The 23,292-nt window shown below is 47.7% G+C and carries 22 protein-coding genes; 14 read left to right on the plus strand and 8 right to left on the minus strand.

All coding sequences use genetic code 11. The annotated features are described in order from the left end of the window. Positions 1-50: 50 nt before the first annotated feature. Entirely contained in the window at positions 51-1,682 is a 1,632-nt protein-coding gene (hflX, locus tag AC1S5B_RS06925) for a GTPase HflX (protein ID WP_482034948.1), read from the minus strand. Positions 1,683-2,293: 611 nt separating this feature from the next. On the opposite strand from hflX, the gene AC1S5B_RS06930 reads away from it, so the two are divergent. The 9 genes from AC1S5B_RS06930 to AC1S5B_RS06970 all read left to right on the plus strand — a co-directional run bounded on the left by AC1S5B_RS06930 (position 2,294) and on the right by AC1S5B_RS06970 (position 10,586). Then, positions 2,294-2,644: a DUF1815 family protein gene (locus AC1S5B_RS06930; protein ID WP_482034949.1), complete on the plus strand. Its 351-nt coding sequence runs from the start codon at positions 2,294-2,296 to the stop codon at positions 2,642-2,644. A 164-nt stretch (positions 2,645-2,808) separates the two neighbouring features. Beyond that, positions 2,809-3,753, plus strand: coding sequence for an NAD-dependent epimerase/dehydratase family protein (locus AC1S5B_RS06935; RefSeq protein ID WP_482034950.1), 945 nt, complete (start codon positions 2,809-2,811; stop codon positions 3,751-3,753). Between the two features lie 60 nt (positions 3,754-3,813). After that, a complete protein-coding gene (locus tag AC1S5B_RS06940; RefSeq protein ID WP_482034951.1) occupies positions 3,814-4,983 on the plus strand; it encodes a F420-0:Gamma-glutamyl ligase in 1,170 nt (389 codons plus the stop codon). A 134-nt stretch (positions 4,984-5,117) separates the two neighbouring features. Beyond that, positions 5,118-6,458 carry an N-acetyltransferase gene (locus AC1S5B_RS06945; RefSeq protein WP_482034952.1) on the plus strand — a complete coding sequence of 447 codons (1,341 nt, stop codon included), beginning with the start codon at positions 5,118-5,120 and terminating at the stop codon, positions 6,456-6,458. A 27-nt stretch (positions 6,459-6,485) separates the two neighbouring features. Then, positions 6,486-6,938, plus strand: a complete 453-nt coding sequence (ruvX, locus tag AC1S5B_RS06950) for a Holliday junction resolvase RuvX (protein ID WP_482034953.1) — start codon at positions 6,486-6,488, stop codon at positions 6,936-6,938. A 94-nt stretch (positions 6,939-7,032) separates the two neighbouring features. Beyond that, a complete protein-coding gene (locus AC1S5B_RS06955) occupies positions 7,033-7,605 on the plus strand; it encodes a DUF3727 domain-containing protein (RefSeq protein WP_482034954.1) in 573 nt (190 codons plus the stop codon). Between the two features lie 90 nt (positions 7,606-7,695). Then, complete coding sequence (gene mltG, locus AC1S5B_RS06960) at positions 7,696-8,784, plus strand: endolytic transglycosylase MltG (RefSeq protein WP_482034955.1); 1,089 nt, start codon at positions 7,696-7,698, stop codon at positions 8,782-8,784. A 110-nt stretch (positions 8,785-8,894) separates the two neighbouring features. After that, positions 8,895-9,434, plus strand: a complete 540-nt coding sequence (locus AC1S5B_RS06965; protein WP_482034956.1) for a YqeG family HAD IIIA-type phosphatase — start codon at positions 8,895-8,897, stop codon at positions 9,432-9,434. 435 nt (positions 9,435-9,869) lie between these two features. Further along, on the plus strand, positions 9,870-10,586 hold the full coding sequence (locus AC1S5B_RS06970; protein WP_482034957.1) for a biliverdin-producing heme oxygenase: 717 nt from the start codon (positions 9,870-9,872) through the stop codon (positions 10,584-10,586). A gap of 315 nt (positions 10,587-10,901) precedes the next feature. Here the strand turns inward: AC1S5B_RS06970 and crtH are convergent, their stop codons facing one another. Beyond that, a complete protein-coding gene (gene crtH, locus AC1S5B_RS06975) occupies positions 10,902-12,449 on the minus strand; it encodes a carotenoid isomerase (RefSeq protein ID WP_482034958.1) in 1,548 nt (515 codons plus the stop codon). A gap of 372 nt (positions 12,450-12,821) precedes the next feature. Here crtH and upp point away from each other — a divergent pair, with 372 nt between their 5' ends. The 3 genes from upp to AC1S5B_RS06990 all read left to right on the plus strand — a co-directional run bounded on the left by upp (position 12,822) and on the right by AC1S5B_RS06990 (position 14,349). Beyond that, positions 12,822-13,472: a uracil phosphoribosyltransferase gene (gene upp / locus AC1S5B_RS06980; RefSeq protein ID WP_482034959.1), complete on the plus strand. Its 651-nt coding sequence runs from the start codon at positions 12,822-12,824 to the stop codon at positions 13,470-13,472. A gap of 108 nt (positions 13,473-13,580) precedes the next feature. After that, entirely contained in the window at positions 13,581-13,940 is a 360-nt protein-coding gene (locus AC1S5B_RS06985; RefSeq protein ID WP_482034960.1) for a ssl2009 family thylakoid membrane protein, read from the plus strand. Positions 13,941-14,070: 130 nt separating this feature from the next. After that, a complete protein-coding gene (locus AC1S5B_RS06990; protein WP_458648714.1) occupies positions 14,071-14,349 on the plus strand; it encodes a YggT family protein in 279 nt (92 codons plus the stop codon). 148 nt (positions 14,350-14,497) lie between these two features. Here the strand turns inward: AC1S5B_RS06990 and AC1S5B_RS06995 are convergent, their stop codons facing one another. The 5 genes from AC1S5B_RS06995 to AC1S5B_RS07015 form a co-directional block, all read right to left on the minus strand. Beyond that, on the minus strand, positions 14,498-14,938 hold the full coding sequence (locus AC1S5B_RS06995; RefSeq protein ID WP_482034961.1) for an FxLYD domain-containing protein: 441 nt from the start codon (positions 14,936-14,938) through the stop codon (positions 14,498-14,500). Positions 14,939-15,028: 90 nt separating this feature from the next. Continuing rightward, positions 15,029-15,853, minus strand: a complete 825-nt coding sequence (gene map / locus AC1S5B_RS07000; RefSeq protein ID WP_482034962.1) for a type I methionyl aminopeptidase — start codon at positions 15,851-15,853, stop codon at positions 15,029-15,031. A gap of 413 nt (positions 15,854-16,266) precedes the next feature. Then, positions 16,267-18,435, minus strand: coding sequence for a glutamine synthetase III family protein (locus tag AC1S5B_RS07005; RefSeq protein WP_482034963.1), 2,169 nt, complete (start codon positions 18,433-18,435; stop codon positions 16,267-16,269). Positions 18,436-18,548: 113 nt separating this feature from the next. Next, positions 18,549-19,502 carry a polyphosphate kinase 2 gene (gene ppk2 / locus AC1S5B_RS07010; RefSeq protein ID WP_482034964.1) on the minus strand — a complete coding sequence of 318 codons (954 nt, stop codon included), beginning with the start codon at positions 19,500-19,502 and terminating at the stop codon, positions 18,549-18,551. 295 nt (positions 19,503-19,797) lie between these two features. Continuing rightward, a complete protein-coding gene (locus AC1S5B_RS07015; protein WP_482034965.1) occupies positions 19,798-20,487 on the minus strand; it encodes a hypothetical protein in 690 nt (229 codons plus the stop codon). Positions 20,488-20,839: 352 nt separating this feature from the next. On the opposite strand from AC1S5B_RS07015, the gene AC1S5B_RS07020 reads away from it, so the two are divergent. Further along, positions 20,840-21,790 (plus strand): AAA family ATPase, encoded by a 951-nt coding sequence (locus AC1S5B_RS07020; RefSeq protein ID WP_482034966.1) that lies wholly within the window; start codon positions 20,840-20,842, stop codon positions 21,788-21,790. A gap of 48 nt (positions 21,791-21,838) precedes the next feature. On the opposite strand, the gene AC1S5B_RS07025 is transcribed toward AC1S5B_RS07020, so the two are convergent. Beyond that, a complete protein-coding gene (locus tag AC1S5B_RS07025; RefSeq protein WP_482034967.1) occupies positions 21,839-22,759 on the minus strand; it encodes an alpha/beta fold hydrolase in 921 nt (306 codons plus the stop codon). Positions 22,760-23,052: 293 nt separating this feature from the next. On the opposite strand from AC1S5B_RS07025, the gene AC1S5B_RS07030 reads away from it, so the two are divergent. Beyond that, positions 23,053-23,286 carry a hypothetical protein gene (locus AC1S5B_RS07030; protein WP_482034968.1) on the plus strand — a complete coding sequence of 78 codons (234 nt, stop codon included), beginning with the start codon at positions 23,053-23,055 and terminating at the stop codon, positions 23,284-23,286. The last annotated feature ends 6 nt before the right edge of the window (positions 23,287-23,292 follow it).

Genomic DNA, 23,292 nt, shown 5'->3' on the forward strand with positions numbered 1-23,292 from the left:
GGTTCCGGGTTTCGGATCTGACCCCCGATTCCTGCCCCCTGACACCTGCTCTAACAAGATGCGGCATAGTGAACGAGTTGCCCTAAGCGGTGACGGAGGGTTTCTAAGCCGAGCCGTTCGCCAGCCGAAATAAAGAGTGCTTGGGGATGTTCTTCTTTTGCCAGCATCAGGGTATCGCCATCGATTTGGTCGATTTTGTTGAAGACTAGCAAACTGGGACCAGGAGCGATCGCCATGTCTGACAGAATTGTCATGACTGAGCGAATTTGGCTCTGCCATGCAGGATGGGATAAATCCACCAGATGGATCAGTGCTGTGGCTTCTGTGACTTCTTCGAGCGTGGCGCGAAAGGCATCGACTAGGGAAGGCGGCAACTCGTGAATAAAGCCTACGGTATCGGTGAGTAAAACCGACAATGGCTCTTGAGTGATCGCATCCGGCACAACCATCCGGCGCGTGGTGGGATCAAGGGTGGCAAAGAGTTGGTCAGCCGTATAAACCTCTGCATTGGTCAGCACGTTTAGCAGGGTGGATTTCCCGGCATTGGTGTAGCCCACGACGGCGATCGAGGGCACCTCTTCATGTTGCCGGCGTTGCCGCATTCGGGAGCGGTGGGCTTGCAGTTGGGTGACTTCTCGCTGTAGACGAGTGATCCGCTGTTGAATCGATCGCCGTTCTGTCTCTAGCTTGGTTTCACCGGGTCCGCGTGTGCCGATGCCGCCGCCTAAGCGTGACATTGCCTGTCCACGTCCGGTTAAGCGGGGCAGGCGATATTCTAATTGCGCCAGTTCAACTTGCAGTTTCCCGGCTCCCGATTGGGCACGTTGGGCAAAAATATCTAAAATTACTTCCGTGCGATCAACTACTCGCAGCCCAATTTCAGTTTCTAAATTTCGCACTTGGGCGGGTGACAAATCGCGATCGAAAACAACCAGATTTGCGCCCACGCTTTGCACCGATCGCGCAATTTCCTGGACTTTTCCTTCTCCTACCACCGTGCGAGGATGGGGACGAGGGCGTTTTTGGGTGAGGGTACGTAACACTTCTCCCCCGGCTGTTTCAATCAGTCGCTCCAGTTCTTTTAAGCCATCTTGAAATTGCTGAGCGTGAGTTTTTTCAGTATGCAGCCCCACAATCAACACGCGATCGTGGTCTGAATCAACCTGTTGGGAAACAAATTCACGGCGAAATTCTTCTTCCAGTCCTTCCACCAACTCAGAAAAGTCTTGGTCTGCAATAACCTCTACGCTCAAGGCGGGAGTTACCGTCCAATTGGCTTCTGGATGAGGCACCAAATGGGCAAGATAGGCTGCCGAAATGTAGCCTGTGGCACCGCCTCCACGCCGCTCAAAACCGCTGCCAGTCAAATTTAACACCACCAGCGCATCTAAACGCTGCATTGCCATGATGGTTAAAGTTGTTTCACTAGGAGGCTCTTCTTTTAATTGAGTGGCGATACAGCGAATCCCACACAGCCGCTCTGCACCATAGCGAGGGAGTTCTAAGGGTGGAATACGAGTCTGGCGTGGACTGCCAACCCCAACCCGAATCACCTGCCCACGACGATTGATATAGGCACAAACAGGCTGACCTAACTCGGTACTGACCGCAGCAAGCCGCTGAGCAAATTCAGCAGTAGTAATGCGATCGCTCGGTAATCGCTGCTGATAAAGCTGCTGCAACTGTTTCAGCAGACTGGTTTTGATGCCTTGAAGATTGCCGTGAATTACATCGATAAACTATCTAGCCAAATGCGTCTAGCTCTTATTCTATCGATAGGAGGTGAGCTAACGCGATCGTTACAGGATGTATCCATAAGTATTTCTGTGATTATTCATACAAAATTCAGATCAGTGCAAGTTAGAAGTGTTTCTTTCCCAAATCTTGCAGACCTAGAGCAGCCTGTAGAAGCTTTTACAGCATTTATACAAATCGCGATCGCTTGAGGAATACTTTAAACTGAGTAAGTAATTCTGCTTATCGACTCGTCATAGGTTTGCAAATATGGTTAGAATCAGTCTATAAAACAGAACACGTTTGAAGTTGCACGCCAAAGGGGTCAATCGCTTAGAAGGCGATGATTAGGGCTGACTGTCTTTGTAGATACTTTGTTTAGCAGTAAGCTCAGTTATCCTGATCTCTAATCGGTTTATCTAGAGTCGTAATTTGAACCGACGGCAAAGTATTAATTAGTTAAAGATCCGATAGTGTGCATTATCGTCTACAGTAAGTGTTCAATTCTTAAAAAAGTCTAAAGTATTCAGAAACTGGATGTGGTGATTGGAGGGCAGCCGTGTTTATAAGACTTGCAGAACAACATCGTCAATTCGTCCAAGATTTGGTCATGAATCTTCAAGCTTTGGCGATCGTGCTGGAGCGAAAGGGGTATCTAGCTTCTTGCTATACCTGCGGCGGACAGATGAATAGTGCTTCATTTATGGTGAGTTTGGCAGACAGCCATCTGATTCGCTTTTTGGTGTCTGATTATGGAATTACTTGGACAGAGATGCGCGACGATCGCGAATTAATGAAATTAGAAGGCGCAGAAGCCATTAGCCAACTTCAAGAACTGGCGAATTTGGTCAAGTATCAGATTAAACCTTCCCAATCTCGTTCAGCCATGCTGACTGAGACTGTAGGCTAGCGGGTTTGCCTGAATACTTGAGATCCTTTCCTAAAGCAGATTCTGAACTGGAAGTATTCTATTGAGCATTTGTGTGACAAAGCCATCGTTTTAACCGACTGTTTTTCTGCTTGCAACCTTCCGGCTATAAGATAAAGGATCGTTGCAGTGGATAGGGTGAAGCAATGCGGATTTTGATCATGGGTGGAACCCGCTTTGTCGGGGTTTATCTGGCGCGGTTGTTGTGTGAGCAGCATGAGGTCGTTTTATTCAACCGAGGCAATCAACCTGCCCCTGTGAAGGGTATACAGCAGATTCATGGCGATCGCACCGATGCTGCTCAACTCAAACGATTGCTTCAGGATCAAGAATTTGATGCCATTTTTGATAACAATGGGCGAGAGCTAACCGATACTCAGCCGCTAGCAGAAATCTTCAGAGATCGGGTTAAGCATTTTGTCTATCTGAGTTCAGCCGGGGTCTATCTTAAATCTGACCAAATGCCCCATGTGGAAGGCGATGCGGTTGATCCCCGCAGTCGGCATAAGGGCAAACAGGACACCGAAGCCTATTTGGCAGATCAGGGCTTACCCTTCACGTCTATTCGCCCTACTTATATCTATGGTCCTCAGAACTACAATGATCTGGAAGCCTGGTTTTTTGATCGCATTGTTCGCGATCGCCCGATTTTGATCCCCGGTCATGGAATGCATATGACTCAGCTTGGGCATGTAAAAGATCTGGCTCAAGCCATGGCAAACGTGTTGGATAATCCCCAAGCTATTGGGCAAATTTATAATGTATCGGGCGATCGCTTCACTACTTTTGATGGGCTGGCGCGGTCATGTGCGATCGCTGCCGGAAAATCACCCGCTGATCTTCAGATTATTCATTACGATCCTAAAAAGTTTGATTTCGGCAAACAAAAAGCGTTTCCGCTGCGAACTCAACATTTCTTTGCATCGATTCAAAAAGCCACTCGCGAGTTGCAGTGGATTCCTGAATTTGATCTCGTTTCTGGGCTGCAAGATTCTTTTCAACAGGACTATCTTCTATCCGGACGCGCCCAAGCTACGGTAAACTTTTCAGTCGATGACGAAATTTTGCAGGCTGTTAAACGCCTGCCCTAAACCTCTCCCAATGGAGAGGAAACCGGAAATATCCGATAGCCCTTTCACGCCGAGGTTTTTGTGCTTCTCCAAGTTCTTGGACTCATTCTAGTCACGAGTATCCTACTCATTGGGCTGTATCTGCTGGCATTAGAAATTCAGTATCGCGATCGCCCTGGCAATAAATTGGTGGCGACCGTTGGACAGTGGCACATTCAGGAGCAAGCACCGAACCATTATCAGCTTGTGGGCGAGATGGAACTAATTAATCGCACTGCCAAGCTCGAAATTATGGTGCCGCAAATATGGGCAGAGGTGAAACTCCTATCGGGAGGTAGTTTGCGGGATGTCACCACTCAAACCCATGTGGTTTTCCGTCACCCTGACGAAACGGCTCGTCCTGATGATTACTGTTTTGCTTACATTGTTAAGGTGGGTAAACGAACAACGATAGAGGTGCAAATTGATATTCACGGGACTGATTTGAGTCAACTGAAAACGGCGTGGGTGCAGGTGCATTACTTGACCTATGGTCCTCAAGGGCGAATTCCCAAAACGCGCCATGTGGTTGTGCCATTCCAGTTTCCCGATCCGGCTGAGTCTACAAATTGGCGATCGACCCCAACGGCTGACGTGTTGCCCATTCGGACTCATTTATTAACAGAACTAGATAGTCCGGTGGAAGTAGTCGGGCGCTATGTGAGTCCTCATGCTAAATCCGGCGATGTGGTGACGATCGGGGAAAGCCCGATCGCCATTATGCAAGGGCGCTTTCGTGATCCCCAAGAGATTAAGCCGGGATGGGCTGCCAAACGACTGTGCTACTTGTTTTTACCCACTTCCAGCTTGGCGACCGCCTGTGGATTGCAAGCCCTGATTGATCAATCGGGGGCGGTACGGGTGCTGGCGGCATTTTTGGTGGGCGCGATCGCCAAAGTCTTTGGCAAGCCGGGAGTATTTTACCAACTAGCGGGGGAACAAGCGCGCCTCATTGATGATGTAACGGGCACTCTGCCCCCCTATGACCAGTTCATTGTGTTGGGACCAGAGAATCCGCAGCAGGTTGTGGATTTGATTCAACAGGAAACAGGGTTGGCGGCGGCGATCGTGGATGTGAACGATTTGGGCGCAGTGAAAGTGCTGGCTGCAACTTCAGGTGTAGCAATTCCGATGTTGCAGCAAGCGCTGAAGAAAAATCCGGCAGGAAACGCTGACGAACAAACGCCTGTTGTGTTGATTCGTCCTCTCTAATCGAGGCTGCATCCACCACGATCTAGCTGTAATGAACAGCTAATAAACATCTGTCACAATGGCTAATCCGTTAAACTGGTTAGAATGCTAGTGTGTTCCTCAATTCCTTTTTGGCTGATTCAGCATTTTAATCAATGACTCAATCACTTCCTCAACCTACCGAAGTCTTAATTCGCCCTGTTCAGTATGGTGATATAGAAACTGCTGATCGGCTGTGTGATGAAGTCGAAGGAGAAGAACTACAGTTTTCTATCAATCCCGATCAGCCGCTGAAGCCGTTGCGCTGGTACGCTCCTTGGCGGTTTCTTAGTTTCTTGATCAACCGCACCCATTTGTTTGGTGCCTATGTGTTTGGGCAAGACAATAAGCTGAGAGGAATTGTAAAAATTTCTCCGTTTAATCGGACTCGCACGACTTGGCGAGTCGATCGGGTTGCGGTCGTAGATGAAGCGATGAGCTTGGACGATCGCCCCGTTGAAGATAAAGCAGTAGACGATAAGGCAGTGGGCGATAGCGCGATCGCAGGTGATGCGCCCCTGTTACCTCTCAGCGACATCGGCTCTCACTTATTGCGCCACTGCTTTGAAACGGTTTGGGAAGCGCGGACATGGCTGCTGGAAGTGAACATCAATGATAATCCGCTGCTGGCGCTCTATCGACAAAACGGCTTTCAACCCCTCGCCCACATTACCTATTGGGAAATTGATTCAGCGTTACTCCAAAGTCTTGCAGAACGAGAGCCAGACCTCCCCAATTTGTTGCCTGTGAGCAATGCAGATGCTCAGCTACTTTATCAACTGGACACGATGTTTATGCCGCCGTTGGTGCGGCAAGTGTTTGACCGCCACCTGTCTGACTTCAAAACTAGCTTGATCGACTCGGTGCTGAATGGGGTCAAAAACTGGATAAATCAGTTAGAGGTGGTAAGCGGCTATATTTTTGAACCACAGCGGAAAGCCGCGATCGGCTACTTTCAGATTCAGCTTTGTCGAGATGGTTCTCGTCCTCATCAAGCACAATTGACCGTCAACCCGTCTTACACTTGGCTTTATCCAGAGCTAATGTCTCAAATAGCGCGGATTACCCAAGAGTTACCCGACCAATCGCTTCAGCTTGCTTCCTATGATTATCAACCGGAACGAGAAGAGTATTTGAAACAACTGGGAGCTGATCGCATTGCTCATACGCTAATGATGTCGCGATCGGTGTGGCACAAAGTTCGAGAGTCTAGGCTGAGTGGCTTTGAAAATCTCCAGTTTCCAGAAGTGTTACAGGGGCTTCAACCTTCCCGTAAAATGCCAATTCCTAGCCGCATTACCCTGCCATCGATGAGCCAATCTCTTCAATCGTCTGAAGCGACTCCAAAGGCTCGTTCTAAAGGGGCTGCTAAATCGGTTCAACCTAGAAACGCCGTCCTAAATTTATCGCCTAAGCCCGATTTTTCAGATACTCCTCCCCAAGATCCATGTTGTTAGATTTATGTTGTTAAGCGGTGCTAGTGGATGCCAATCTCAGCTTTAGGATTGGATGTTGGCAGAAAACGAATCGGTGTTGCGGGCTGTGATGGCACTGGGTTAATTGCTTTTGGCATTGAAACCATTGAGCATCGTTCTTTTAAGGCTACTCTAGAGCAGTTGCAGTATTTAGTCGCCGATCGCCAGGTGAATGTTTTAGTGGTGGGGTTGCCCTATTCCATGGACGGCAGCTTAGGATCTCAGGCTCGTCAGGTGCAAAGATTTACAACCGCGATCGCATCTGAGCTAAACTTGCCAGTGGAATATGTGGATGAACGGCTGACTTCTTTTGAGGCAAAAGAGATGCTGAAAGCGGAAGGAATTCCAGCCACTAGACAAAAAGGATTGATTGATCGCAAAGCAGCGGCAATTATTCTGCAACAATGGCTAGATGAACGGCGATCGTCCAAGCATTCTGCCCCTGATTGTCATGAGAATTGAGAATTCTTTTGAAAAATCCAACCAAAATCGATCAAGGTGAAACAGACTTTGGCAGAATGCTTTTTGGGCGCTATGCATGAGGAGGAGTTTTTCAATGGATGAAAATGAGACTGAAATGGATGCAGAGACAGTAATTTTGACCGATGATGCTGGGCGAAAAATTGCCTGCACAGTTGAACGATTTATTGAAGTCGAAGAACAGGACTATGCCTTGCTAGTTCCGGTGGATGCACCTGTCGAAATTTTTGCTTGGCAGGGTGAAACGGATGATGACGAAGAGGCGATTCCGGTTGAGAGTGATGAAGAGATTGATGTTCTGTTTCCAATCGCAAAAGCCGTTTTAGAGGAGCAGAATTTAACCCTAAAGAGAACAGCGGTTGTATTAACGGTAGAAGGAGACTTGCCTGACCTAGAAGACGAAGACGAATTTATTGAAATTACTTCCGAAGCCGATGAAGCAGATGTTGAAGAATTGCAACTCTTAGCTCGGTTTTATCGAGATGAAAAAGAATTTGCGGTTTATGCGCCGCTTGATCCATTTTTCATCTTGGCGCGGATGGATGCCAACAATCAACCTCGCCTGCTTTTGCCAGAAGAACTGGAAAAGCTCCAACCTCTACTAGCTGATATCGAAGATCAACTTTTTGATGATTTCGACGCGAATTAGGAAAATTGCGATCGCGGCGACTTTTAGCTCAGACGCGATCGCTTTTTCTATCTCAAACTGCTGTAATGCAGCCCCGATGCCCCCCCTTTTATGGCTAAACGATTTCCCAAAGGCTTATTTTTCTGCGCGATCGCCCTAGTTTTGTTAGGAACAGCCACTTGGCAAACCTGGAACTGGTGGATAACAACAACCGCCCCCATTGCCTCTAGTTCGACCCAAGCGGATGCTAAGCCAATAAATCTGCGCGTTCCCCCTGGCACATCTGCCCAAGAAATTGGACAAGATTTAGCCGCTCTAGGACTCATTCGGTCAGACCTAGCTTGGAGCCTATGGACTCGGTGGACCACTTTTCAAGATGCCCAGGGAGGGTTTCAAGCAGGCACTTATCAACTTTCCAAAGCTCAATCTTTGCCAGAAATTGCCAGCACCATTTGGGCAGGAAAGGTAACGCAACGTAGCTTCACAATCCCAGAAGGGTGGTCTATTCGGGAGATGGCTCAATACTTTGAGCAACAAGGCTTTTTTCCCGCGAAAGATTTTTTGGCAGCAGCAGATCAGATTTCCTTAGCGCAGTATCCTTGGTTGCCAGCCACTAGCCCCACATCGGAGTTTCCCCGCTTGGAAGGCTACCTTTTTCCAGATACTTACCAAATTGCGTCGCCCGTTCAACCGGATGCCGTGATTAAACAAATGCTCGATCGCTTTGAACAAGTAGCGTTGCCTATTTATCAACAGCAACCCGAAAAAACTCTCACTTTGGCGCAATGGGTCAACTTGGCAAGCATTGTCGAAAAAGAAGCCGTGGTGCCAGAAGAGCGCAATCGAATTGCAGGCGTATTCACCAATCGATTACAGAAAGGAATGCCGCTTGCTTCTGATCCAACGGTGGAATATGCCTTTGGGATCAAACAAACCCCTGATCGTCCCTTGCTCTATCGAGAGGTGGAAACCCCACATCCGTATAACACTTACATCAATCCCGGCTTGCCCCCTGCTGCGATCGCTAGCCCCGGCAAAGCCAGCCTAGAGGCAACCCTCAACCCAGAAACCACCGATTATCTCTACTTTGTGGCACGTTACGATGGCACCCATGTCTTCAGTCGAACCTTAGCCGATCATCAAGCTGCCCAAACTGCCATTCACGATCAGCGAGATGCTACAAAATCTTCCAGCCCATAGGCTTTAGAGCAAGTTCTGTAATACTGGGCATATTAGGAGTACCTCTTAGAATGAATTTGGCAACCTAAGAGTCAATTATTGAGTGACCCTAATTTTTTAAAATAAACTCTATGTTTCGCAGCAACCTTTTACAACCCGATCTCGTGCTTCCGGGCACCATTCTTAAGATTACGCCTGAACTGCTGAATACCCATAAACTTAAGGGTTTGGTGCTAGATGTGGATGAAACCCTTGTGCCATTTCGAGCGGCTCAAGTGTCTGAGGAACTTTTACCTTGGGTGAAAGAGGTGAAGCAGGTGGCAACACTATGGCTAGTTAGTAATAACGTGAGTGAAGCAAGGATTCGACGAATTGGTGAATCCTTGGGCTTGCCCTATATTTCGAGCGCCGCTAAACCTTCTCGCCGTAAAGTGCGGAGAGCCGTTGAGTCGATGGGTTTGCCCTCAGAGCAAGTGGGCATGGTGGGCGATCGCCTGTTTACCGATGTTTTAGCCGGGAACCGCCTAGGCATGTTTACCATTCTGGTAGAGCCAATGATTCATCCCGACTTTGACCCTCGAAAATCGTCTTTTCACGCCTTTGAAGTGTGGATTTCTCAGGCGTTAGGTGCTTCATTAACTACTGAATCACTCCTTGAGAAGAAGCAATAGGGATTGGTTGTGAAAAATATAAAGAAAACATTAGAAAATCTTTCAATGTCAGGTTTTGCTGGCATCTTTATAAGAGATTAAATGAGGTCAGCTAAATAAAGACCTTAAACATATATTCTTATGAATACTTTACAGAGCGCTAGCGCCCATTTGATAGGGAGTTGGCGCTCTGTATTATGAAATCTTATTGCAAGCCATAATGATGTCAAGTAAAGCTAAGCAAAGATAAGCAAAGAGGCGATCGCTGTTTTTTGCTAGCGGCTGTCACTCTAAAATTAGCTTTTACACTGAGCAACATTTTTGAATTAGCTATTTTGACTTCAGAATTTTTAATAAAAAGACGGATCAAATCGTTCTACCGTACAAGTTAGGTGGCTTTTTAGTATTTTATAAAAATCTACACCTGAAAACTAACGATAGGCTTGACGATTTAACATGAGTAGTAATTTAGCAACTAAGCTGCGTGAAGGCACTAAAAAGTCGCATTCTATGGCAGAAAATACCGGATTTGTTGCCTGCTTTTTAAAAGGAACCGTCGAAAAAACGTCTTACCGTAAACTCGCTGCTAATCTCTACTTCGTTTACTCTGCCATGGAAGAAGAGCTTGAGCGCCATCAGCGTCACCCTGTCCTTTCTCAGATTTACTTTCCAGAGCTAAACCGCAAAGCACCCTTAGAAGAAGACCTCAACTTTTACTACGGAATGAACTGGCGCGAACAAGTAGCCCCTTCTGCGGCGGCTCAAGCTTATGTAGCTCGGATTCGGGAGATTTCTAATACCCAACCTGAGTTACTGGTTGCTCATTCCTACACCCGCTACTTGGGTGATTTGTCGGGTGGGCAAATTCTGAAAGGAGTTGCCCAACGGGGGATGAATCTAGTGGATGGGGAAGGCACTCACTTCTATGAATTTCCAACGATTTCGGATGAAAAAGCTTTTAAGACCCAGTATCGTCAGGCGATGAATGATTTGCCCGTAGATGATGCGACGGCAGATCAAATTGTGGATGAAGCGAATCATGCTTTCGGTCTGAACATGACGATGTTTAAAGAGTTGGAAGGTAGCTTAATTAAGGCGATCGGCATTATGCTGTTTAACTCTTTAACTCGCCGCCGAAATCGGGCTAGCACTGAACTCGCAACGGCTGAGTAAATTCAACCTACTTTTAATGAGTTAGTTTCCTGAATCCTGGGGAGTTGGTTTTGCGATCGCCGCTTTATCAACTCTTCAGGATTCATAGTATTGACCTAATTTATCAGCGCAGTCGTTGAAGTTTATGGGGAATTTATGAGTTTGTGGGCGATCGCCAAGCTTGCAGTTAGTAGTTTATCAAGTTAGTAGTTTATCAATGTAATTTAACTTTAGATTCAATGATTCTGTTGAGCATTAGTCATCCAGAAACTGCTCCGCACCGGGCGACTTCGGATTGTTGATTGAGCATTTCACGATCCAACTATTTCCCTGAGCCTATAAACCCAGGTCAACCCCGACTCGATGGGCACAAGCAAACCCAGAAAAAGCAACCGCGTTGAGTCCTTGCCCTGGGAAGGTGCTGTCTCCCACACAGTACAGCCCTGGAATTGCCGTGCGGTTAAATGGCATCCCTAATAATCCTGCTAGCTTGCGAACTGGAATTGGACCATAAGTGCCATCGTCTCGTCCTAAAAAGCGGCGGTGAGTCCGGGGTGTTCCCACTTCTTGATAGTCCAAATAGGCAGAAAGATTAGGGAAGATCGCTTCGAGCCGATCAATAATCCGAGCCGCCACTGCTTCCTTCTGCGCTTCATACTCAGTGGGTGAAAGTCCCTGCCATGTTTCTAGCCAACTGGGGGTAAACGCATGAATAATATGGCAGCCACTGGGAGCAAGGCTAGGATCGAGCAAGCTTGGCAGCGATACAAAAATAGTGCCTTCCTCTGACTCTATTTGATTCCAGTCTTCCAACAAAATATGGTGGCATTCTGTACCCACAGGTAGGGCTTCCGCTTTCACGCCTAGATGCAGGCTGAGAAAGCTAGGAGATTTGCGATAGCGCTGCTGCCATTTTTTCTCAGCCCTAGGCATATTTTCGGATGGCAGTAATTTTTCAAAGGTATCCCAGCGAGTGGCGTTAGAAACAATCCGCTTTGCTCGAACTGTTTCACCAGTCGCAAGTTTTACGCCGATCGCCCGACCGTTTTCTTCAATAATTTGGGTCACTCTAGCTTTATATTGAATCTGCCCACCGTATTTTTCTAAACCTTGTACGAGCGCTTGGGCAATTTTGCCAACGCCCCCTTTGGGATAGTTGATGCCGCCATAGTGGCGATCGCTAAACACCATGCCTGCATTAATCATCGGCGTGAGATCGGCTGGCACCACTGACCAGCAAAAGCACTCCATATCAATAAATTTCAGCAGTTCAGGATCTTGAATAAACCGTCGAGCATAGTCTCCGGCATTTTTTGGCAGATACTTGACCAATCCTAAACAAGCAAACGGATGCTGAAAAAACACTCGCATTAAATAGCGGGGTTCTTCTAAAGACAATAGCTCGATCGCATTTAAGCAATTAAAGACTTTCCAACACTCATCATAAAACTGTCGAATTCCCTTTTCTTCATGGGGAAAGCGGGCGATTAATTCTTGCAAAAATTTCTCATAGTCCCGATGGACTTTTATCTCTAATTCATTCGGCAAGTGGTAATGAATTTGTACGGGATCAGCAATTGTTTCAAGCCGCATATCCACGGCTGCCAAAGCGCGAGTTAAAAGATTAGTAGTGCCGCGATCGCCAAATCCAAACATCATAGAAGCGCCCACATCAAAGCGATAGCCCGATCGCTCAAAATATCCAGCACTGCCACCAGGGATCACATACCGTTCTAAAACCAACACCTTAGCGCCCTTGGCAGCCAACTGAGTCGCAGTGACCAATCCTCCAATGCCAGAACCAACGACAATCACATCGAATTCTGTCAGGGTCTTATTTTCAAAACGAGCGGAATTGGAAAACAACTCAGAGCTAGAAGACACAGGCAAATGAGGAGACACAATAATACGCTATGAAACATTGAGTCAGGCAAGGGATGCAATGACTATTTTTTAGTGTATCTGGAAGTGCCTCTTGACGGGTTAACTTTGAATCAACCTTGGGCTATTTCGCAAAAAAAATGGGATTAGCCGCAAACGCTGACCAATCCCACCTGCCGATCCTTCAGAGAGGAGAACACTTGAGAACCAATATAAACTTATTGATATTAAGTGTCAACTATATTGAGATACTTTCTCAATAAAATTAGACTAAGTTCGCGGTAGGAGATCGTCCCTTCCAATCTGCTGCTGCAAAAATCACCCCAGTGGAAGTATTATGGGCAATATCCACAGCCCAAATGCCAATCAGCGGTTATGACTCTTCAGTTACGGGTTTACGTTCCTCCTCATCCCTTGATTAAGCACTGGCTAGCGATCGCTCGAAATGCAGCGACTCCCTCCTCCCTGTTTCGCACCTCCATGACTGAACTGGGGCGTTGGCTCACCTATGAGGCAATTCGCGACTGGCTACCCACTAAAGATGTCACCCTAGAAACCCCGTTAGCCGATTGTCCTGGCACCTTTGTAGACCCAGAGGTGCCAATGGCAATGGTGCCTGTTCTTCGGGCAGGGTTGGCGTTGCTAGATGGCGCTCAAACCTTGCTGCCCCTCGCCGCGATTTATCACTTAGGCTTTGTTCGCAATGAAGCAACCTTAGAAGCCAGTTGCTATCTCAATAAGCTGCCCGATTCTTTCGATCCTCAAACCCGTATTCTGATTCCAGAGCCAATGTTGGCAACTGGGGGAACGATGATTTCAGTCATGGCAGAGCTTACGCAACGGGGAGTTGATCCGGCAATGGTGCGGATTATTTCGGTCGTGACGGCTCCCCCTGCCCTGCAAAAACTGAGTGCTGCCTATCCAACATTGCAGATTTACACTGCTGCTATCGATGAAAAGGTGAATGAACAGGGTTTTATCGTTCCGGGGCTTGGGGATGCAGGCGATCGCACCTTTGGTACGTGAAATGATACGCTAAGCACGGGATATTGTATATCAGCCTGACGCTACAGCCGCTAAGCTGAGAGAACAATGGTTGGTTGAAGTCCTCTAGAGCAAGTGGTTTGGTTTGTAATGAGTCAACAAGACGGATTTGCAGGTGGTTTTTTACTAGGTTCCTTAGTTGGTGGAGTTTTGGGCGGGGTTGTGGGTGCGCTTATTGCCACAAAGCAGTTGGAAAATGCATCAGAAACGGAAGATCCCATACTAGGCACAACTCCTTTAGAAGGAAAAACAACTCAGCGCAGAGGCTTGTTTAAGTCAGCGAGTGCCCAAACAGATATGGAAACAGCCCGTCGCAGTTTGGAAGATAAAATTGCCCAGCTAAATGACGCGATCGACGATGTGCGCCAACAATTAGGGGGTGTGAATGGCGAGTTAGTCAGTGATGCTAGTGAACAAGCAGGTTCTCAAAAAACTCATGGACAAGGCTAGTTCCATGAAAAAGTTCAGACAAAAAGTAGAATGTTAGACTATCTATAAAGACCATTGAGCTTAGGCTGTTTTGCACGCTAGCCAAAATGCTCTAGCACCCTACAAATCGCTACTACGAGTACTACTGCTTATGACTACTGCCTCTCCTGTTGCTCTGTTATTGTCTACCCTAGCGACCTTCGTTAGCATTTATCTGGCTTTGCTGCTCATCCGAATCTTGTTGAGTTGGTTTCCCAACGTAAATTGGTTCGATCCGCCATTCTCTATTTTGAGTCAGTTGACTGATCCTTACCTCAACATCTTCCGAAATATTATTCCGCCACTGGGGGGGCTAGACTTTTCTCCAATGCTGGCTTTTCTGCTGCTTAGCTTTATTCAGCAAGCTTTGAGTTCTTTCCGCCTTTCTTAAGAAGAGCTTGATTGTAGGTGTAGCCAAGCTGCTTGCTAAAAGTGTTTTGAATCGAGTTTGGTGTTTTTAGCCCCACGATGATCGTAAAAGCCTCGCTCATCCACTATGAAGTGAGGCTTTGTTATGCAGAACGGCAGACGAGAATTCATTAGCGTCTGACTTTGCCAGTAAATCCAGCCGCTTTGAACTGCTCTAGTTTCAAAGGCGGCGGCTGATTGGCAGCAACGGTAATTCTTAGCTCGAAATCGCTGATGCCAGGGGGTACTGTTTCGATGGAGCCGAGTCGAGTGCGGTTTTCCATGACGGAATTATCGTTTGCATCGTAAATTCGTCCAAATATATCGGCGTTAATCACGGGTTTGCCGGATGTGTTTTCTGCTTTGCCTGTGACAATGTAGCAGCTAGCAGCCGTTGCATTGCCGCTGGTTACAGTACCTTCTGCTACTTCAGCCGAACAGGGATGATAGGAAATCTCTGAGAGCTTGATTTGAACTAAGGCATGGGCTGGAGCCGTAAACCAAGGGCTGAAAACTAGGCTCAAGCTAGTAAATAGGACAATCGCCAGCGATCGCAGAGAGATAGGATGCATACGCTCAGAAAAAGTGTGGGAAGGCTAAGCAGCGAAATGGTGCTTCCTCAGCTTAGCCTGAATCTAGAACAAAACATGGCGTTGGCTTTATTAAACTGCTGTGCGATCAGTGAGGATTTCATACCCAGTTTCAGTCACTAAAACGGTGTGTTCAAATTGGGCAGAGAGTTTTTTATCCACGGTCACCGCAGTCCAGCGATCGCCTAAAATGCGGACATACTTGGAGCCTTGATTAACAATTGGCTCGATCGCTAGCGTCATTCCTGCCCGCAGCTTTTCATTGGGCATTTCTTTAGTCCGAAAGTTAAACACTGAAGGCTCTTCATGCAGGTTGCGACCTACCCCGTGCCCAGTAAAATCCTCTACAACCGTAAACCCATTTGCCTTCACACAATCTTCGATCGCCCCTGCCAAATCGAGCAAATAGGCTCCGGCTTTCACCTGCTCAATGCCTTGATAAAGTGCTTCTTCGGCAACCCGAATTAACCGTTGAGCTTCGGGGGTGACTGTGCCCACTGCGATCGTGATACAAGAATCTCCATGAAACCCTTCAAAATAGGCTCCTGTATCCACTTTTAGAACATCGCCAATCCGAATCACCTTACGCCGATTCGGAATTCCATGCACGACTTCATTGTTAATAGACGAACAAATTGATGCGGGAAAGCCGTGATAGCCCTTAAAACTAGGAGTTGCACCCATTTCACGAATCCGCTTCTCTGCATAGACATCCAGATCCAAGGTCGTCATCCCCGGTTCAACTCGCTCTGAAATTTCCTTCAGAACGGTTGCCACAATTTTTGCAGCCTGCCGCATGGTTTCAATTTCACGAGAAGACTTAATTTCAATCCCCCGACGCTGTCGTTTAGGAGAGGGAAGAGCAGGTTTATTTAACAACTGGCTGAAAATATTCATGAAAAATCGCGTGCTACAGAAAGGAGAAAATCAGGTCAAATCTTCTTTAAGGTAACTTAAAACTCCTGTCTGCCATCAGTCTAGTTCAATGCAAACTTACACCAGCTTAAACCATACCGTTTTGAGTTTTGAGTTCTAAAACATAGAGACATGGCTATTTTCAGAAAGCCACGTATCACATTTCAATTTCAAATTGGCCTCACTCTGCATCAAAATATCAGAAGAAAAGAAAAAATAAAGAAATCCTGAGTACCTCCGCTTCATCAAACTATCAAACGTTGCGCTATTGATGCGACCTGCTCTATCAGGGCATGACTCAATATTTAAAGGGGCGGGTTTGCTTGAGAAGAATTAGTGGAATTAGCCGTTTACTTCTCTTCAAAACCCGCCCCTTGTACTAGAAAAGCGATTTGTTATTTCACAAACAGCATTTCTTGATAGGTGGGTAGGGGCCAGAAATCATCTGCGACTTCCGCTTCTAGGGCATCAGCATACTCTCGCACCTTATCCATTAAAGGACGGAGGGTTTGGGCGGAATACTGCATATGCTCTTCTGGAGTGGCGAAATCATGCTTGTCCAGAGCGTCGGCGAGTTTGCTCACCATATCGGTCATGGATTTGATCAGGACAGCGACTTTTTCAGCGGTTTCCTGTTCCAAGGCAATGCCGATCGCCTTGGCGTTGGTAATCGTGGTAGACATTTCAGATAAATACCGCATTGCGGCAGGATAAATCATGGTTTTTGCCATGCTTATCACCAGTTTAGCTTCCACGTCGATCGCCAAAATGTACTGCTCAGCATAGACATCAAAGCGACTTTCTAGTTCAACCGGAGTCAGCACACCCACCCGATCAAACAACTCTTCAATGTAATCCGCTTTCAGCACGGGCAAAGCATCTGCTGTAGTCCGCAAGTTTGCCAAGCCCCGTTCTTCGGCGATTTTGTGCCATTCTTCCGAGTAGCCATTGCCGCCAAACACTACATTACTGTGCTTGTCCATCACCTCTTTTAGCACCGCATGAGCCGCAGTATTCAAGTCTGCGCCTGCCGCCATTTTGCTATCTAGCTCATCGGCAACCCAAGTGAGGGAATCTGCCAATACTGTGTTCATTGCCACCAAGGGTCCCGACACGGATTGGTTAGACCCGACTGCGCGGAACTCAAAGCGGTTGCCGGTGAATGCGAAGGGAGAAGTGCGGTTGCGATCGCCGGGATCTTTCGGAAAAATGGGCAACGTTGCCACACCCAAATCCATCACGCCAGCATTATCAGAGCTTTCGGGCTGACCCGCGCTAATTTGCTTAAATACGTTCTCAAGCTGCGATCCTAGGTAGACCGAGATGATGGCTGGAGGAGCCTCATTCGCGCCCAAACGATGGTCATTGCTGGCAGTGGCGACCACTGCACGGAGCAAGGGACCATATTTGTGAACGCCTCGGATCACCGCGCCACAGAACAGCAAAAATTGCATATTCGAGTGAGGAGTATCGCCCGGATCTAGCAAGTTGCCTTGAGTTGCATTGCCCACTGACCAATTAACGTGCTTCCCAGAACCATTAATGCCAGCAAAGGGTTTCTCATGTAGCAAGCAAACAAACCCATGTTTCTTTGCGGTCATTTTGAGAATCGTCATGATCAACTGCTGATGGTCACTCGCAACGTTTGCCGCCTCAAAAAAGGGCGCGAGTTCAAACTGACCAGGAGCCACTTCGTTGTGTCGGGTTTTTGCTGGAATGCCCAGTTTGTACATGCGCTCTTCCACATCTTGCATGAAGACTTGAACGCGCTCTGGAATAGCACCAAAGTAGTGATCATCAAATTGTTGACCTTTGGCAGCAGGTTTACCAAACAAGGTTCTGCCCGTCAACAGCAAATCGGGGCGGCTATGGGCAAAATGAGCATCTACCAAAAAGTATTCTTGCTCTGCACCGCAGCTAGAATTCACGGGAGCCACATCTGTGTATCCCAAAAGCTTTAGCACGCGGACTGCGGCTTTGCTCATGGCGGCAATAGAGCGAAGAAGTGGGGTTTTTTTATCGAGGGCTTCTCCAGTCCAGGAGATAAATACGGTAGGAATACAAAGCGTCACGCCATTGTCAGTTTCCATCACATAGGCAGGACTGGTCACATCCCATGCTGTGTAGCCCCGTGCCTCAAAGGTGGAGCGTAAGCCACCGTTGGGGAATGATGAGCCATCGGGTTCACCCTGGACTAAAACTTTTCCGGTGAATTCGGTAATGACGGAGCCATCACTCTGAACGGAGATAAATCCGTCGTGCTTTTCAGCGGTAGCATTGGTCATGGGGTAAAAGACGTGGGCATAGTAGAGCGCTCCTTTGGAGGTTGCCCAGTCTTTCATGGCGGCGGCAACGGCACCCGCGACCGAAACATCTAGTTTTCCACCGGTTTGTACGGTTTGTTTGACTGACTTAAATACGTCTTTCGGCAAGCTTGCCTGCATCTTACTGAGGGTGAAGACATCGGTTGCCCACAGCGCTTCTAACCGTTGAGGCATTTTAGGAGGCAGGGGCTTGCGATCAGTCACTTGAGAAACGGCTTGAACGCGCAATTCATGGGTCATCGTTAGTTTTCTCCGAGAGTGTTGTGCTTAGAGAGCATACTGGGTTAAATCTTTCTAAACTGTGTTGTAAGAACAGTTATGGTGACAAAATATGCCTTCAGGGAGATGGCGCACTAATAGATTGATGGAACAAAAAATTGTTCGTTACGCGGTGGACGCACATAGTCTTGCGGCGCAGCTTTGCGAGGGGGTAATTCCATCGGGTCAGGAGTCATGTCCACATAGGGGATTTTGCTGAGGAAATGGCTGATGCAGTTCAACCGCGCCCGCTTTTTGTCGTCTGCTTCCACGGTAAACCAAGGTGCTTCGGGAATATTGGTATGGGCAAGCATTGCGTCTTTGGCTTGGGAATATTCCACCCAGCGATCGCGAGATTCTAGATCCATGGGACTCAGTTTCCAACGCCGTGCTGGATCGGTCGTGCGAGATTGAAACCGACGTTCCTGTTCCTCATCGCTCACCGAAAACCAATATTTCAGCAGGATGATTCCAGATCGCACTAACATCTGCTCAAACTCTGGACAAGTTTGCATGAATTCTTGATATTGCGCGTCGGTGCAAAACCCCATTACATGCTCTACGCCAGCGCGGTTATACCAGCTGCGATCGAAACAGACAATTTCGCCTGCTGCCGGAAGATGGGGCACATAGCGCTGAAAATACCACTCGGTTTTTTCGCGATCGCTCGGCGTACCCAATGCCACCACCCGACAGCCGCGAGGGTTCAACTGTTCAGTAATTCGCTTAATCGTACCGCCCTTACCTGCCGCATCCCGTCCCTCAAACAAAAGGACAATGCGAGTGCCCGTATATTTTGCCCAATACTGCATTTTCACCAGTTCGATTTGCAGGCGTGCAAGTTCTTTCTCATAAAACTTGCTATCCAGCTTAGAACTTCCTTCTCCTTCCGAAGGATAGGAGAGTGCTTTCAGCTTTGGGTGCTTAAGGTCGAGTTTCTTTTTCTGATCTTTTTTCTTCTTTTTACCCTTCGGAACCTTTGATTCCACAACGGGCGGCTCTACCATCACTGTGTCTGAAGGAGTGCCATTTGAAGTTTCAGTTTCCATGATTATCCAGTGAAAAAATATTAGCCAATTGCCAGAGGCTGAGCATTAAAAAGCAGAGGCACAAGATTGAACGATGTCTGACAGGTGTATGATGAGTGCAATATTAAGCCAGATCAAGGCTTGGCGTATACCTGTTTGAGCTTTGCCGAATTTTTTGTTTGCAACCAATAGTACGAACAGGAAATTAGAATGTTTGTATCGCAAAACACGAAGCGCAGCAAACCTGAAGCTAAATCTAAGGATTTGCACACACTTTTTCTTTTATTACCTCTTCCTTAGACACTGCCCCCCTTTGCTACTGGGGCTGCATTTGAGGTCCCGTCCAGACGCTAGTGCTGACTTGCCCATAGGTAACTGGGCGATCGCCCTTTGCCAATAGGGTTTGCCCCGTGGTATCTACCGTCCACTGCGGCCAGTTTTGATCGCCCATCATGCCGGCTCTAAACAAAACTAGTTCAGGCTGATGATGGCTCCAGCCTAGCAAGATGGCGTTGGTGTACTCAATCTTAGTGGGAGCCACTGTATTCACCCGATTGCGAGTCTGATTCACAATTACCGCATAGTCGGATGCAATATCTGACCCAAAAAAGGATTCAAATTCTCGTGCCAATAGGCGATCGCCCGACTCCGACCAAGACACCGGAATCACCATCGAGATCCGCCCTTCCAATGCCGTCCCCGTGTTTAAAAACGGGTTGTCTGCTAGTGGCGATGCCGGGGTGATTGCTTGCAAATCGCCCGTCCGCAAGTTTTCCAGAAATAACACACTGGTAACATGACTGCGAAAATACTCTGGCTCGACCTGCATTTGAATCCGGCTATACGCCGCAAAATCTTGACCGGGCGAAATCAGCGATTGGCTGCGATAGCAATAAGTTCCCGATAAATTGCTTGAGCTACTGGCGTTCAGCGTTGCTAGCACCCATCCCCAAGGAACTGGATGTGGGCTATCCAAGGGATCAATTTGTATGGATTGCTGGGACATAGCTAACCAGGAAAAGATGAAGTTGAATAATGCCAAACGTTACCTCTGGTTTGACAACATCAACCAAAAGCTTTGTAAAACAAAACGAAGCGTTAATAATCCGATAAACTTCTGACGAATAATGCTATTCGGCTAAAATTCTTACCCTACATATAACAAGCATTTCTGATAACGATCTCTACTTTTTGTGAACCTTTCGACAAATTTAAGGTTTGCGAATAAAAAGTGGGCAAGTCCAAGTTAAAAAGTACGAGTAGAAAGTGTGAGGTGTGGCGTGGGCAATGTTGGATAATCATTAGCATCTGCCAGTTTTCTTAGTTTCGTCACTCGCCGTTTCGCATTCGCCTTTTTTATGCTCGACCTAAATGCCGCTTTCGATCGCCTCTCTGAAGCCCTCAGCCAAATTGTGGTGGGACAGCCTTCGTTGATTCAACAGCTAATGGTGGCGTTGCTGGCAGGAGGTCATGTGATTTTGGAAGGGGTGCCAGGAACTGGAAAAACGCTGACAGTGAAGGCGATTGCCCAATTAATTCAAGCAGAGTTTCGCCGGATTCAGCTTACTCCCGATGTTTTGCCCTCGGATATTTTGGGCACTAATATTTTTGACTTGAATACTCGTAGTTTCACCCTGCAAAAAGGTCCAGTGTTTACTCAAGTACTGTTGGCAGACGAAATTAATCGTACACCGCCAAAAACTCAGTCTGCTTTACTGGAGGCAATGGAAGAACAGCAGGTTACTTTAGATGGACAAAGCCTGTTGCTGCCAGACCTGTTCTGGGTGATTGCCACCCAAAACTCCCTGGAATTTGAAGGCACCTATCCTCTGCCCGAAGCCCAACTCGATCGCTTCCTGTTTAAGCTGGTGGTGGACTATCCCGAAACCAAGGCAGAACGGCAAATGCTGCTCAACAGTCAGACGGGACTGCAAACGAAGCGCCAAGATCTGGCAGCACTAAAGCCCATCCTGTCTGCCAACCACATTTTGGCAGCCCGTAGATCTCTGCGAGACGTAAAACTAACAGATGCCCTGGTGGATTATTTGCTGGCATTGGTGCAGCGATCGCGCCAACACCCTGATTTGTCATTAGGGGCTTCTCCTCGTGCAGCAGTGGCATGGTTACAGGCAAGCAAAGCGCAAGCATGGCTGAATCATCGTGATTATGTGACTCCTGATGACATGAAAGCGATCGCGGCTCCCATTCTGCGCCACCGCTTAATTTTGCGCCCCGAAGCTCAGTTAGATGGAATACAAGTCGATAGCGCGATCGCCTCTCTCCTCAGTCAAGTTCCCGTTCCAAGATAAACTTAGTCAGCAAGATGATAACTAAGAGGATGTCTAATTGCTAAGTTCCTACGGTTGACTAGCGACGCTTTTCAGAGATTCTAGGGTTTCTTGTAATTCTCTCGCGTGTCCCCAACCGACGAAGCCGCTATAGAGACAGGAGCCTTCTGGGCAGGCGACAAATACGTGGTCAATGCCCCAGGGATTGACCCAGGTGCGGAGAGTGGTGCCGTCTTCTAAAGTCAAAAAGAGAGACGATTGGTTAAAGCCTCGCTGGTGTCCGTCGGTCATGCCGTCGATCGCTTGCAGCCTGCGAATTAACAGGATGGCAAGATCAGGTTCCATCGGCTCACAGTCGCGATCTTTGGGCACATCCCAAAATTGGCGAATCGCTTCGGCAACAGCGGGATGGGCTTTCAGCGAGGCATGATCAACGTTGGGAATGCTGATAAATTCTGCACCAAACACTCTGGTTGCGGAGATCGGCACGGTGCCATCACTGCCATCATCAATATCGCCGGCAATCACCAGCATGGGAATTTGGGAAGCGATCGCTTCTGCCATCGGTCTGCGACTCGCGCCGAGATCACGGGCAATGCCCAGCCCCCACTTCATTGGGTCAAGCGCCCTCGCCAAATCAGCGCCGCCCACGGGTGAGCCAATCAACACAATCGATTCTACTTTTGACCACCATTCGGGATGGCGATCGAGGACTTCCAGCCAGATCAAGCCCCCCATGGAGTGACCCATAACCCGTATCGGCAGTTCGGGATACTGCAAGGTGGTGGTAATGACCAACTGTTCTATTGCCTGAATCAATGGCTCAATTCGCAGCCAGGTTTTCATATATCCTAGGCTAGGTGCAACGATCAGCGCTTCTGAGGTGGCTAGGGTTTGAGCCAGCGATCGCATTGCTCGACCACCATCTGCCCAACCATGCTGGGCGTAAAGTACAAATTCTGGAGCAGTTGCAGATACGGTTGCAGACATTGGTTTGTTGAAGTATCACAAGTTTGATTGTGTCGGCGATCTCGACCCATTATCAATTTACTGTGACACTCGCTTAAATGGATCTAAATGGCAAGTGACGATCACGTTTAGGGTGCGGGATTTAGGATGATCGCACATCGCGTAATAAACTTTTTAACAAGATGGAAGCACCAAGGCAAGTGAAGCGAGTGAAGTTAGCATTTGAAAATCTAGAATAATTTACATTGGACTTTCTAATTGCGGCTTCAGCATTCAGTCACCATTTCAGAATTCTTAGGTAGGAACACAAAAAGATGAACAAAATTCAGGAAACAGTTTTGTCAAGAATGCAAGCCCTACCCACCTCCGCGCAGGAAGCTGTGCTGTGGTTTGTTGAGCAGTTGCAGCAGAGCCATGTTCCTTCATCTAAAGAGCTATTGGATGCCATGCTGATTGCTGGGTTGGAGAGTGGAGACGCGATTGAGGTAACCGATGAGTGGTGGGCAGAACAGCGACTTGCCTTCGCTCAGAGAAATCAGCCACAATGAGCCGCA

The organism is Leptolyngbya sp. CALU 1928 (assembly GCF_056784215.1).

What these genes read in the sequence shown, in the direction of transcription:
- AC1S5B_RS06935 (WP_482034950.1), top strand. Translation starts at nt 2,809, where the DNA reads ATGCGGATTTTGATCATGGGTGGAACCCGCTTTGTCGGGGTTTATCTG.
- AC1S5B_RS06945 (WP_482034952.1), top strand. Translation starts at nt 5,118, where the DNA reads ATGACTCAATCACTTCCTCAACCTACCGAAGTCTTAATTCGCCCTGTT.
- ruvX (WP_482034953.1), top strand. Translation starts at nt 6,486, where the DNA reads ATGCCAATCTCAGCTTTAGGATTGGATGTTGGCAGAAAACGAATCGGT.
- AC1S5B_RS06955 (WP_482034954.1), top strand. Translation starts at nt 7,033, where the DNA reads ATGGATGAAAATGAGACTGAAATGGATGCAGAGACAGTAATTTTGACC.
- mltG (WP_482034955.1), top strand. Translation starts at nt 7,696, where the DNA reads ATGGCTAAACGATTTCCCAAAGGCTTATTTTTCTGCGCGATCGCCCTA.
- AC1S5B_RS06965 (WP_482034956.1), top strand. Translation starts at nt 8,895, where the DNA reads ATGTTTCGCAGCAACCTTTTACAACCCGATCTCGTGCTTCCGGGCACC.
- AC1S5B_RS06970 (WP_482034957.1), top strand. Translation starts at nt 9,870, where the DNA reads ATGAGTAGTAATTTAGCAACTAAGCTGCGTGAAGGCACTAAAAAGTCG.
- upp (WP_482034959.1), top strand. Translation starts at nt 12,822, where the DNA reads ATGACTCTTCAGTTACGGGTTTACGTTCCTCCTCATCCCTTGATTAAG.
- AC1S5B_RS06985 (WP_482034960.1), top strand. Translation starts at nt 13,581, where the DNA reads ATGAGTCAACAAGACGGATTTGCAGGTGGTTTTTTACTAGGTTCCTTA.
- AC1S5B_RS06990 (WP_458648714.1), top strand. Translation starts at nt 14,071, where the DNA reads ATGACTACTGCCTCTCCTGTTGCTCTGTTATTGTCTACCCTAGCGACC.
- AC1S5B_RS06995 (WP_482034961.1), bottom strand. Translation starts at nt 14,938, where the DNA reads ATGCATCCTATCTCTCTGCGATCGCTGGCGATTGTCCTATTTACTAGC.
- map (WP_482034962.1), bottom strand. Translation starts at nt 15,853, where the DNA reads ATGAATATTTTCAGCCAGTTGTTAAATAAACCTGCTCTTCCCTCTCCT.
- AC1S5B_RS07005 (WP_482034963.1), bottom strand. Translation starts at nt 18,435, where the DNA reads ATGACCCATGAATTGCGCGTTCAAGCCGTTTCTCAAGTGACTGATCGC.
- ppk2 (WP_482034964.1), bottom strand. Translation starts at nt 19,502, where the DNA reads ATGGAAACTGAAACTTCAAATGGCACTCCTTCAGACACAGTGATGGTA.
- AC1S5B_RS07015 (WP_482034965.1), bottom strand. Translation starts at nt 20,487, where the DNA reads ATGTCCCAGCAATCCATACAAATTGATCCCTTGGATAGCCCACATCCA.
- AC1S5B_RS07020 (WP_482034966.1), top strand. Translation starts at nt 20,840, where the DNA reads ATGCTCGACCTAAATGCCGCTTTCGATCGCCTCTCTGAAGCCCTCAGC.
- AC1S5B_RS07025 (WP_482034967.1), bottom strand. Translation starts at nt 22,759, where the DNA reads ATGTCTGCAACCGTATCTGCAACTGCTCCAGAATTTGTACTTTACGCC.
- AC1S5B_RS07030 (WP_482034968.1), top strand. Translation starts at nt 23,053, where the DNA reads ATGAACAAAATTCAGGAAACAGTTTTGTCAAGAATGCAAGCCCTACCC.